The sequence below is a fragment of the Pantoea sp. MQR6 genome, from assembly GCF_022761075.1.
Lineage (GTDB): Bacteria > Pseudomonadota > Gammaproteobacteria > Enterobacterales > Enterobacteriaceae > Pantoea > Pantoea phytostimulans.
On record NZ_JAKYXB010000002.1, the window covers coordinates 421725 to 433801 of the forward strand.

General features: G+C 51.7%; 8 protein-coding genes. 3 read left to right on the forward strand and 5 right to left on the reverse strand.

From position 1 onward, the window contains the following. Positions 1 to 157 precede the first annotated feature (157 nt). The gene (locus MUG06_RS12050) at positions 158 to 5689 is read left to right on the forward strand and encodes a glutamate synthase-related protein (protein WP_243078738.1); all 5532 of its coding nucleotides are present in this window, start codon (positions 158 to 160) and stop codon (positions 5687 to 5689) included. 183 nt (positions 5690 to 5872) lie between these two features. Further along, positions 5873 to 7630 (forward strand): sulfite reductase subunit alpha, encoded by a 1758-nt coding sequence (locus MUG06_RS12055; protein ID WP_243078739.1) that lies wholly within the window; start codon positions 5873 to 5875, stop codon positions 7628 to 7630. Positions 7631 to 7761: 131 nt separating this feature from the next. Here the strand turns inward: MUG06_RS12055 and sspB are convergent, their stop codons facing one another. The 5 genes from sspB to zapE form a co-directional block, all read right to left on the reverse strand. Next, complete coding sequence (gene sspB / locus MUG06_RS12060) at positions 7762 to 8247, reverse strand: ClpXP protease specificity-enhancing factor (protein ID WP_243078740.1); 486 nt, start codon at positions 8245 to 8247, stop codon at positions 7762 to 7764. Between the two features lie 3 nt (positions 8248 to 8250). Continuing rightward, complete coding sequence (gene sspA, locus MUG06_RS12065) at positions 8251 to 8892, reverse strand: stringent starvation protein SspA (RefSeq protein ID WP_215847828.1); 642 nt, start codon at positions 8890 to 8892, stop codon at positions 8251 to 8253. Positions 8893 to 9223: 331 nt separating this feature from the next. Continuing rightward, a complete protein-coding gene (rpsI, locus tag MUG06_RS12070; RefSeq protein WP_215847829.1) occupies positions 9224 to 9616 on the reverse strand; it encodes a 30S ribosomal protein S9 in 393 nt (130 codons plus the stop codon). A 15-nt stretch (positions 9617 to 9631) separates the two neighbouring features. Then, complete coding sequence (gene rplM, locus MUG06_RS12075) at positions 9632 to 10060, reverse strand: 50S ribosomal protein L13 (RefSeq protein ID WP_067427471.1); 429 nt, start codon at positions 10058 to 10060, stop codon at positions 9632 to 9634. A gap of 228 nt (positions 10061 to 10288) precedes the next feature. Next, positions 10289 to 11416, reverse strand: a complete 1128-nt coding sequence (gene zapE / locus MUG06_RS12080) for a cell division protein ZapE (RefSeq protein ID WP_243078741.1) — start codon at positions 11414 to 11416, stop codon at positions 10289 to 10291. A gap of 177 nt (positions 11417 to 11593) precedes the next feature. Here zapE and zapG point away from each other — a divergent pair, with 177 nt between their 5' ends. Beyond that, entirely contained in the window at positions 11594 to 11995 is a 402-nt protein-coding gene (gene zapG, locus MUG06_RS12085) for a Z-ring associated protein ZapG (RefSeq protein WP_215847830.1), read from the forward strand. The last annotated feature ends 82 nt before the right edge of the window (positions 11996 to 12077 follow it).

A 12077-nucleotide genomic window follows, 5' to 3' on the forward strand; every position in this document is an offset into this window, starting at 1 on the left:
GCTCAATCAAGGACGTTTTAAACCTGTCTGGAGTGAACTGCTCGGAGCAATAATGCCCGCTCGACAGCGTGTGGCAATGAAAATGAAACTGCGCTCATTGGCGCTTAGTGTTTGAAATAATGCAGGTAATGTCTAAAGCAGTTTAAGGAGACCCTCAATGTCCAATAAAAAACCTAATCCCTATGGCTTGTATGACCCAGCAGCAGGGAGTGATAGCTGTGGTGTAGGTTTCATTACGCGTAAGGACGGCGAGCAGACCCATGAGATCCTGCAGATGGCGCACAGCGCCCTTTGTACTGTACCTCACCGCGGGGGCATGTCGGCTGAAGGCGTCGGTGACGGTGCTGGGGTAAACGTTGACCTTTCATTGCACTTCTTCCGTAAGATTACGGGCCAGGCGCTGGAAGCGGGCCGTTTTGGCGTCGGTAACTTCTTTGTGCCAAAAGATGCCGAGCTGCGTGCAAATGCTGAACGTCTGGTAGAAGAAGCGTTGAACAGCTTTGGCCTGTCTATCATCATGAAACGTGACATGCCGCTAGACAGCAGCGTGACGCGTCCGGCCGCTGTGCAATTCCAGTTACCGATTGTGCAGTGGATTTTCACTGCACCGCAGGATGTCGTCGATCAAAACGACTTTGAACAACGCATCTATCGCGCCCTGCTGGCTATCGAAGCGCGTGCCTTTACTGAAAGCGAGTTTGGTGGGCTTTATCCCCTTTCGCTCTCATCACGGACGCAGGTATTCAAGGCGCGTCTGAACTCAAACGAAGTGATTCCTTACTTCAAAGACCTGACCGATCCCGATCATCAGGTACGTGGATTATTCTTCCATACCCGTTTCTCTACCAATACCGATCCGCATACCACCATGGCGCAGCCGTTCCGCCTGATGGCGCATAACGGCGAGTTAAACACCGACCGTAAAAACCGCATTGCGGAGTCGGCTCTGGCGCTGGCGCGGGGTAAGAAGATTGTGCGTCCAAAAGGCCAATCCGACAGCTCGCGTCTCGACCAAAGTATTCACAGCCGCTTGATGGAAGACAGCCTCGATCTGATCACCGCCGTTGTTTCCATGATGCCGCCAGCCTGGGAAAACGACACCTCCTTATCCAATGAGGTGCGTGATATGCTGGAGTACTTCTCGCTGTATGAAGAGAAGAACGATGGCCCGGCTGCGTTGATTTTTGGTAATGGTGAAGTCATCGGTGCACGCCTCGACCGTCTTGGCCTGCGTCCCCTGCGTTCTGTTGAAACAGTAGATTATATTGGCGCGATGTCCGAAGCGGGACAAATTGCTTTCCCACCGGAAAGTGTTCTGCGTCGCGGCCGTATCGAAGCAGGCGGTATGCTCTATTTCGATCATCGCGAAAAACGCAGCTACACCACGCATCAGGCGCTGGAAAAACTGGCAGCTGAAAAAGATTATTCTGCCCTGCTGGCTACAGCCCGTGTCGATCTGCAAGATCTGCCGGTGATCCCAGCAGAGCAGCAAGGCTCGCCGCTGCGCTATCGTGGCGACCTGAAAGCCTATCAACGCTTCGTGGCGTACTATTACAACCAGGAAAGCTTCAAATTCATGATGGATCCCATGCTGGCAACCGGCGCAGAGAAAATCTCCGCGATGGGTTACGGCAACGCCATTAACGGCTTATCCGATCATGAAGGTGGGATGGCGCACTACTTCTCTCAACGTTTTGCGCAGGTTACTAACCCGCCGCTGGACTCGATCCGTGAAGTAGATGGCATGACGCTGCGCGTAGCACTGGGTGCGAAACCGCATCTGGGCCGCAGCAAAGGCCGTCAAATCATCGTGCCAACGCCGATTCTTAGCCATCTCGATATGCTGCAGTTGCGTGAGCAAGACGTTGCACCTTACGCACGCTTTGAGATGCTGTACGAGCCAGTCGTTGGCAAAGATCTGCTGAGCCGCACAGCAAATGCCAATGCGCTAGAAAAAGCCATCGACGATTTGGCACAACAGGTCGTTGATTTTGCCCGCACCCAAGGCGGCATCGCGGTGCTTACCGATCGCCACATTTCTTCAACTCAAGCTGCGATTCCAATGCTGCTGCTGGTTTCTGCTATCAATCAGCGTCTGGTGCAGGAAGGTTTGCGTCTTGATGTTTCGCTGGTGGTTGAAAGTGGCCAGAGCATCTCTTCACACCATATCGCGGCAGCCTTGGGCTTTGGTGCTTCCGCTATTTATCCGCTTGGCGTGCAGATGCGTGCCGAAGAGAAATATGGCGAAGGTGAAGAAGGCAATAAAGCGTTTAAACGCTATGCCAAAGCGGCCGAAAAAGCGCTGATGAAAACCATGGGTAAAGTTGGCCTGTGCACCGTAGAAAGTTACAGCTGCGGTGAGTTCTTTGAGCCGAACTTCCTTAATACTGACGATCCAGTACTGAAAAAATATTTTCCAAATATCCGCACCCCGGTCGGTGGCGCAGGTTTTGCCACTATCGCGCAGATGGCGGTTGACTGGCATCAGAGCGCCCTGAAAATTCAGGGCGAGTCCGAAGTGCCGTTGCTTGGCCTGTTTAAAGAGCGTGCTGAAGGTGCCGGTCACTCTTATGGCACCATCGCTGTTCGCACCTTTATCGACATGACTGAAGAGCCTATTCGCTTTGCCGACAAAGCGCGTGAAGAAGATAACTTCATCCGTTTGATGACGCTGGCCAAGCTGGATAACGCGTTTGGAATCAAAGCGGAATCCTTTAAGGACAGCAGCTTTGAGCGTATCCCAAATGAAGTGATCAACAACTTCGCCATCACTTCAGATTATCGTCAGTTCTCTAGTCTGATGTATGAAGAACGTAAGCGTCGTCCAGCTGCACTGCGCGATATTCTGGCCTTTCCGGCGGATTTGACGCACATCGACAGTGAAGCAGAATTCCGTCGTAAGCTGGGACGTTACTCGTTGACCAACAACGGTTTTGCTATACGTGGTTTGGTCTGTGAAGCCGTTGACGGCAGCCTTAACCACTTTACGCTGCGTTTAACGGATGCGATCAACGGCCTGAAGCCGGAAAGCGAACGCCTCGCAGCGCTATCACGTGCGTTGAAATCACGCTTCAATGATGAAATTGAAAGCACCGAAGTGGTGAGCAATGGCTTGAATGTCACCGCTTATGGCAAGGCCGCAGATTATCTGTCACGGATTTTCACCACGCTGCCTTCACTGCCACTGAACGAAATCCAGCCAGCCTGTGAAATCACCCGCACCTTTGCTTCCGGTGCGATGAGCCATGGCGCGCTGGTCGCCCCGGCCCATGAAGCGGTTGCACACGGCACCAATATGGTTGGCGGCATGAGCAACTGCGGTGAAGGTGGTGAACACTATTCACGTCATGGCACCATCCGTGCATCACGTATCAAACAGTTGGCCTCGGGCCGTTTCGGCGTATGGGCGGCTTATTTAGCTGACCCGATGCTGGAAGAGCTGGAGATCAAAATTGGCCAAGGTGCGAAGCCAGGCGAAGGGGGTCAGTTACCTGCGCCTAAAGTCACCGTGGAAATCGCAGCAGCCCGTGGCGGTACGCCGGGTGTCGAGCTGGTTTCACCGCCACCTCACCACGACACCTATTCTATCGAGGATTTAGCGCAGCTGATCCACGACTGTAAAGCCGCTCGCGTTCGCGTCATCGTTAAACTGGTTTCATCGGAAGGCATCGGTACGATTGCGGTTGGCGTAGCGAAAGCAGGCGCAGACGTTATCAACGTTGCAGGGAATACTGGCGGCACCGGCGCAGCTTCCGTTACCAGTCTGAAATACACTGGACGCGTGGCGGAAATCGGCATCGCGGAAGTACATCAGGCGCTCTGTGCTAACGGCCTGCGTGAGAAAGTCTTGCTGCGTTGCTCTGGCGCACAGCAGACCGGCAGCGATGTCGTAAAATCGGCGCTGCTGGGTGGCGACAGCTTTGAATTTGGTACCACCGCACTGATGATGTTGAAATGTGTGATGGCGAAAAACTGTAACGTTAAGTGCCCGGCAGGTTTAACCACTAATGCCGAAGCCTTTGATGGCGATCCCCGTCAGCTGGCACAGTATTTCATGAACGTTGCGCATGAGGTGCGTGAAATCCTGGCGCGCATGGGCCTGCATTCGCTGCGTGAAGCACGTGGACGCTCTGATCTGCTGCACTTAATGGATCACCCACTGGAAGTCGGTAAACTCGATTTCCGCGCCATGTTAACCGTGGTGCCCGAGCTGAAAATCGATCGTCCCGTGTATCTGGAAAAAGATTTCGAACTGGATGATGCCTGGGTTGAGCAGCTGAACACTGAACTGGTCACGCAAGGCAAAAATGACATTTCGCTGGGCAATAACATCACGTTGAACAACCGCAACAAGAGTGTCGGCGGCCAGCTAGCGATTGATATTGAACGCAAGCTCAATCATCAACTAACGGCTGAGCAATTGAGCGCAATGCCAGCGGTGTTGCAGGATGATCGTGGTCGTCGCTATCTGGCACCTGAAACGGTGAAGATCAGCACTTCTGGCTCTGCGGGCCAATCTTTCGGTGCTTTCTGCAATGACGGTATGCAAATAAAGCATTACGGCACCTGTAATGATGGTGTTGGTAAAGGTCAATGTGGTGGCGAGCTGGTGGTAATGTCTCCGGGCGGCGGCGCACAAGACAGCGATGGCAACGTGCTGATCGGTAACTTTGCGCTGTTTGGCGCAACGGGTGGACGCCTGTTTGTTCAAGGTCAGGCGGGTGACCGTTTTGCCGTACGTAATTCAGGGGCAACCGCAGTAGTTGAAGGTGTGGGTGACTTCTGTTGCGAATACATGACTAATGGCGCAATCCTGAACCTGGGTACATTTGGTACAGGCTTCGGCAACGGCATGAGCGGCGGTTTTGCTTACCAGTATGACCCGTATGGATCACTCGCCAGCCATGCCGCAGGTGACTCAGTACTGTTCGGTTCTATCGCCGATCAGGACGAGATGGCGCAAACGCACAAGCAAGCGGTGCTGACGATGCTGAACTGGCATTTGGAAGCGACCCAGTCACCACGCGCTGCCTGGCTGTTAGAGAATTGGGAAACGGAGTGTCACCACTTTGTTTACGTGATGCCGCGCTCACTGCTGCTGTATCAAGATGGTGGCGAAATCCTGAAGGCGAAATCACGTAAAGATTTGCTGGAAGAGTTATCAACTGCGCTGGCTGGACATCAGGTTGCTAAGTTCAAATCAGCCTGGCGTGAAGGCAAAACTATCGCTAATGGCGCGGTGCCGGCTTATGGCGCAACCGATACGCTGGAAATGTTCGTACTGCTGAACAACTACACCGTGTTGAGCTTTGCACAACAGCTGGCGCTGGGTAAATTACCTAAAGGCACTTCTGTGGAAGATCCTGCGGTAGAGAAAGCGGTACGTAACCTGTTGATGACTGAAGACTTCTCGTTGATCAGCAAACTTCAACGCCACGCACGTGCGGCGATTGAGAGCTACACCGACGATGAGCTGGCTAGCCTGATCGGCACTAAACGTATGACGGATTACAAGGCTGCGCTGACGCAACGCAACATTCGCTCAATGGACAGCCTGGCAACCTATGGCTGGATCATGTATCAGGACGCCTGCAACCGTGAGGTGTTAGGTCATCTGCCTGATTTCGAAGAGCTGTTCGCACGCGCTGCTTTGCCAGAAATTGCTGCTGCTGTCGGGAAACTGTCCTAACAGCAACACTGACGAAAACGAATATGAACATTAATAATTGCCTTAAATAGTTTGTGTTACAGGCAGTTGGCTAACGACGAATCCCCAGCAACAGCAATCATGTTGTAACTGGGGAAACGACGCAGCCCACACCTCTGCAACACGAAATAGGATGGGTAAGAACGGGATTGAGTAAAAGTATCCATGAAAATTCCTTACATTCCTGAAGATGCGCCATTTAATGGCGACCAGAAGTATTGGCTGGCGGGCTTTCTCGCCGGTCTCCACTCCCGTCTGTTAGTGTTAGAAGATAAACAGCAGGTCGCAGCGGGTACTGGTGCAGCCGCGACAACTCAGCTGCATGTTCTGTACGGTTCCCAAACCGGTAATGCAGAAGCGCTGGCACAAACTGCAGCTAAATCTGCACGCGCTAAAGGTTTGGTGCCGGTGGTTCAGGCATTGGGTGAAGTCGATCTCGATGTGTTCGCGACAATGCGTCACGTGCTGATTGTTACCTCCACTTATGGTGAAGGTGAGATGCCAGATAACGCACAGCTGTTTTGGAATGCAATTTCTGCCAGCACCGCGCCGCGTCTGGAGCAGATGCATTTTGCCGTGTTGGCCATTGGCGATACTGGCTACGATGGTTTCTGCCAGGCCGGTAAATTTATTGATATGCGTCTTGAGCAGCTGGGTGCGAAGCGTGTCTATGATCGTATTGATTGTGACATCGACTACGAAGAGCCCTCTAACGCGTGGTTAAACAGCTCAATGCCGCAGTTTGCGTCAAGTGCTGGCAGCAGCGGTACCGTGCTGGATAGCGCACCAGAAGCACCGGTCATTCCAGGTAGCAATAAATCCAACCCGTATGCCGCCGCGCTGGTTACCAATAAGCGTCTGTCAGGCGAACAATCCGCTAAGGACATCCGTCACTTCGAGTTTGATTTGACCGACAGCGGCCTGAAATATGAAGCGGGCGATGCGCTGGGTGTGATTCCTGTAAACGAACCTTCACTGGTTAGCCTGCTGTTAACGCAGTTAAATGCGGATTACCAAACGCCTGTTTCCGGCTTCGACAGAAGCTTGGGCGATCTGCTGACTTATCAATTTGAGATTTCAGAGCCGTCGCGCAAACTCATTGAGTGGGTAGGACAAAATACCACTAACCAGGAACTGCGCCACGTACTGCAACATGATGACAAAGATGCGCTGGGCGTTTGGTTGTGGGGCAAGGACACATTGGATCTGCTGCAACTTGAACTGACACGTTCGCTGTCAGTATCAGAATTTGTTGCCTTGCTGCGCCCTTTACAGCATCGCGCCTATTCCATCTCCTCCAGCTCCAAAGCGCATCCGAATCAGGTGCACTTAACGATAGCTTCTGTGCGTTATCACAGCGGTGGACGTAATCGCAGCGGTGTTTGCTCAACCTACCTGGCCGAACGCGTCCGTCGTGGTGAAAAGCCAGCTATCTTCATTTCGCCTAACAAAGCGTTTCGCGTACCGTCGAATACTAATGCGCCGCTGATCATGGTGGGTCCAGGTACCGGTATCGCGCCGTTCCGTGCTTTCCTGCAGGAACGTCAGGTTGCCGGTGCGCAGGGTAAAAACTGGTTATTCTTCGGCGATCAGCATCAGGAACATGACTTTATTTATCGTGAAGAGCTGACGGCATGGCAGGAAAGCGGCTTACTGACTCGTCTTGATCTGGCGTTTTCACGCGATCAAGACAAAAAAGTCTATGTGCAAAGCCGTATGTTAGAGCAAGGTGCAGAGTTATACGCCTGGCTGCAGGAAGGTGCTTACTTCTACGTATGTGGCGATGCTTCGCGCATGGCCAAAGATGTGGACAGTGCGCTGTATGAAATCGTTCGTCAATATGGCGGACTTTCCAGCGAGCGTGCCGCTGATTACATCGATCAGTTGAAGAAAGAGAAGCGCTATCTGCGTGACGTTTATTAATCGTCACCGCGATGACTAGCGAATAAAAAATCCGGGTAACGTGTGCGTTCCCGGATTTTTTTTGCCGTTATTATCTTTAGCGCAAAAAAAAGCCCATCAGCGAGTGACAGGCATTTATCATATTGCTTTGCTTACTTCACTACACGCAGTGAAGGTCTACCACCACGCGGCGGCGGCTCATCATCAGGCGGCGTTTCATTATCGTTGGCATCATCAGGACGATCACCATCAATCACTGACATCACAGTCTCTTCCTGCGCTTCTGACGCTTCCGGTGCGGAATGTTCGTAAGCGGGTTCAGGTTCGAACATGGTGCCTGCGCCGTTTTCACGGGCATAAATTGCCAGAATTGCCACCATTGGCACGTTTACCTGACGTGGAACGCCACCAAAACGTGCATTAAATGACACCTGATCATTGGCCAGATCCAAGTTACCGACTGCACGCGGCGCGATGTTCAAGACAATCTGTCCATCACGCGCATACTCTAACGGAACCTGCACACCGGGCAAATTGATGTCGACCACCAAATGCGGCGTTAACTGGTTATCGAGCAACCAATCATAGAAAGCACGTAACAGATAGGGACGACGTGCAGTGAGTTGCGACATTTCCATAAATTAGCCCCGGACTTGCAGGCGCATTTCACGTTCGGCTTCAGTCAATGAAGCAAGGAAAGAGTCACGCTCAAATACGCGATTCATGTAGCCTTTCAGATCTTTAGAACCTGAACCAATCAGATCGATACCCATTGAAGGTAAACGCCACAGCAAAGGAGCCAGGTAGCAATCAACCAGGCTGAACTCCTCGCTCATGAAGAACGGCGTACGACCAAACAACGGTGCAATGGCCAGCAACTCTTCACGCAACTGCTTACGTGCTGCTTCAGCTTCCTGACCGCTGCTGTTCTCAACCTTTCTCATCAGGCTGTACCAGTCCTGCTCGATGCGATGCATCATCAGGCGGCTTTCACCACGCGCAACCGGATAAACCGGCATCAACGGTGGATGTGGAAAACGCTCATCAAGATATTCCATGATGATACGTGATTCATAAAGCGTCAGTTCACGATCTACCAGCGTCGGCACGGTGCGATACGGGTTGAGGTCAATCAGATCCTGCGGCAGGTTATCCATTTCGACCTGCTCGATCTCTACGCTGACACCCTTCTCCGCCAGGACAATACGTACCTGATGGCTGAAAATGTCAGTAGGACCAGAAAACAGCGTCATTACCGAACGTTTGTTGGCAGCGACAGCCATGAAAACCTCCAAGTTTGTTCACAAAAAGTTACTGCGAATAGCCAACCACTCGGCGACTCACCTGCTTATAGATCTCGCACGCAGCCCGCGTTAGCAGCGTCGACTGACGTCCCGACCGAGGGGAAAGCGCATAACGCGCCGGCTCAGCGGGCGCAAAGTGACACAGAGTTTACCAGATTTTAGGCAGCTTGTGGGCGAGGAATGAATTTTTGAGGGTATTTTGCGAGCAGCGTGGGCGTTTTAGACACTATTTGATGAAAAAAGCCCAAAAATAAAAAACCCGCCGAAGCGGGTTTTTTGAGCCAATTGACGTTGCCGAAGCAACAAACAATTAACGCTTGGAGAACTGTGGACGACGGCGTGCTTTACGCAGACCGACTTTCTTACGTTCAACCTGACGCGCATCACGGGTAACAAAGCCCGCTTTACGCAGTTCAGCACGCAGAGAATCGTCGTATTCCATCAGAGCGCGGGTGATACCATGACGGATCGCACCTGCCTGACCAGAAATACCACCACCTTTAACAGTGATGTACAGATCGAATTTACCAACCATATCAACCAGCTCCAGCGGCTGACGCACAACCATGCGTGCAGTTTCGCGGCCGAAGTATTGCTCCAAAGAGCGTTGGTTAATTACGATGTTACCGCTACCCGGCTTGATGAAGACGCGTGCGGATGAGCTTTTGCGGCGACCAGTGCCGTAGTTTTGAGTTTCAGCCATTGCCTTTAATCCCGATTAAATGTCAAGAACTTGCGGTTGCTGTGCCGCATGGTTGTGCTCGTTGCCTGCGTAAACTTTCAGTTTACGGTACATAGCACGACCCAACGGGCCCTTCGGCAGCATGCCTTTAACCGCGATCTCAATCACACGCTCAGGACGGCGAGCAATCATCTCTTCAAAGGTCGCCTGTTTGATACCACCGATGTGACCAGTGTGGTGATAGTAGATCTTGTCAGAACGCTTGTTGCCGGTTACAGCAACTTTTTCTGCGTTCAGAACAATGATGTAATCACCGGTATCAACGTGCGGAGTGTATTCCGCTTTATGCTTACCACGTAGACGGCTGGCCAGTTCAGTCGCCAGGCGACCCAAAGTTTTGCCAGTTGCGTCAACAACATACCAGTCACGTTGGACGGTTTCTGGTTTAGCTGTAAAAGTTTTCATCGAAAAGCTTACCCAAATTAAGTTACACGTTGGTGAAATCCCAAACGCTTAAGTAAACGATTGAGGCTCACACGACCATTTTGACCAGCAAGCCACCCCTTCGGATAGAGTTACTGGAACACAGAGGATTTGGGAAAAAAATCCTTTGCTGTAACGTGGGGTCGCAAGATTATAGAGAAGTCGATTACAAAAATCGAACCCTATTTCACCATTTCCCCACTTTATTGCTCAAGGCAGATGCTTAAGGCGAAGATATTCCTCGCTCTGCATTTCCTGCAATCGCGACAGGCAACGCTGATACTCAAACTTCAGACGTGAACCTTGGTAGATTTCAAACAGCGAGGCTTCTGCCGCAACCACTAATTTGACATGGCGCTCATAAAATTCATCGACCAGCGCCAGAAAGCGGCGCGCCTGATCTTCGGTTTTATAGATCATCACCGGCACATCATACAGCAACACACTGTGAAAACGGCGCGACAACTCAATGTAGTCATGTTGGCTACGCCCTTCGCCACATAGCGTCAGGAAATCGATAGCTAATACGCCTTCGCTAACGCCCAACGTTGCCATACTGCGATGGTTGATTTCCAAGACCGGCGCCGCTTCCCGTTTGCTGCCCGACAACGCCAGGAACATCTGTTCCATCTCTTTGTGGGTTTGGTCATTCAAGGGGAACTTCCACAAATGCGCAGACGTTAAGGTGCGCAAGCGATAATCGATACCCGCATCCACATTCATCACGTCGCAATGCTTTTTGATCTGCTCAATAGCGGGCAGGAAACGGGCACGTTGCAGGCCATTACGATACAGATTGTCAGGCGGGATGTTAGAGGTGGCAACCAATGCAATGCCGCGCTCAAACAGCGCTTCCATCAACGTACCCAGCAGCATGGCATCGGTAATATCGGAAACAAAAAACTCGTCGAAGCAGAGGATATCGGTTTCAGCTTTGAAACGATCGGCGATGATAAGTAACGGATCGCTCTGACCTTGCAGGGCCGTTAATTCTTCATGTACCCGCAACATAAATCGGTGGAAGTGCAAACGCAGTTTGCGATCGCCAGGAATAGACTGAAAAAACAAATCCATGACCCAGGTTTTACCGCGCCCCACGCCGCCCCACATATACAGACCTCGTACCGGCGGTTGCACTTCACTTTTCTCTTTACCTATCAGTTTTGACAGGCGGCCAAACAGGCCCTGAGCAGATGGCGCAGCGCTATTCTTACGAGCTATTAATCCTTGCTGGAGCACGTCTAATCGGGTGATAGCGTCGCGTTGGACATCATCGGGCTTAAACTCGCCTTGCGATAACGCTTGCTCATAGCGTGCAAGCGGAGATGAAGTTTGCATTGTTCTCTCACAGTCCCTGAAATTTGTCTTATTCACACAGCAGTTGTCGAAAAAAAGGCCACTCTACACTAAGCGATGCCGCTCCAGAGTTCCACATCCATAAGATTAACGGGTATAGTGACTATTATGGAAAGGTGCAATGCCCTACGGAACAACGGAAATTACACGGGAGTCATTATGACCTGGGAATACGGGCTAATTGGTTTAGTGGTAGGCATTATTGTCGGCGCGGTTGCAATGCGTTTTGGCAACAAAAAATTGCGTGAGCAACGCAGCATGCAGTACGAACTGGAAAAGACCAAAGCGGAGCTTTCGGACTACCGCGAAGAGCTAACCAACCACTTCGCTCAAAGCGCGGAGTTACTGGATAATATGGCGCGCGATTACCGCCAGCTGTATCAACATATGGCAAAAGGCTCCAATGACCTGCTGCCAAATCTGCCAGGCGAGAAAAACCCTTTTGCTTATCAGCTGACTGAAGCGGAAGCCGATAATGATCAAGCGCCTGTTCAGATGCCGCGTGATTATTCGGAAGGTGCTTCCGGCCTGTTGCGTGGCGAACGAGCAGCACGCGATTAATCATTTTGGGGCGCAGCGAGTCTGCGCCCTTTGTTTTTACGAACCCTGGCCTCAAACGACTGTCACACTCTTTTATTCCCCC

Bases quoted from the DNA above. Each gene is read 5' to 3' on its own strand.
- zapE (WP_243078741.1), bottom strand. From the start codon at position 11,416: ATGCAAACTTCATCTCCGCTTGCACGCTATGAGCAAGCGTTATCGCAA.
- sspB (WP_243078740.1), bottom strand. From the start codon at position 8,247: ATGGAAATGTCGCAACTCACTGCACGTCGTCCCTATCTGTTACGTGCT.
- rplM (WP_067427471.1), bottom strand. From the start codon at position 10,060: ATGAAAACTTTTACAGCTAAACCAGAAACCGTCCAACGTGACTGGTAT.
- sspA (WP_215847828.1), bottom strand. From the start codon at position 8,892: ATGGCTGTCGCTGCCAACAAACGTTCGGTAATGACGCTGTTTTCTGGT.
- MUG06_RS12050 (WP_243078738.1), top strand. From the start codon at position 158: ATGTCCAATAAAAAACCTAATCCCTATGGCTTGTATGACCCAGCAGCA.
- MUG06_RS12055 (WP_243078739.1), top strand. From the start codon at position 5,873: ATGAAAATTCCTTACATTCCTGAAGATGCGCCATTTAATGGCGACCAG.
- rpsI (WP_215847829.1), bottom strand. From the start codon at position 9,616: ATGGCTGAAACTCAAAACTACGGCACTGGTCGCCGCAAAAGCTCATCC.
- zapG (WP_215847830.1), top strand. From the start codon at position 11,594: ATGACCTGGGAATACGGGCTAATTGGTTTAGTGGTAGGCATTATTGTC.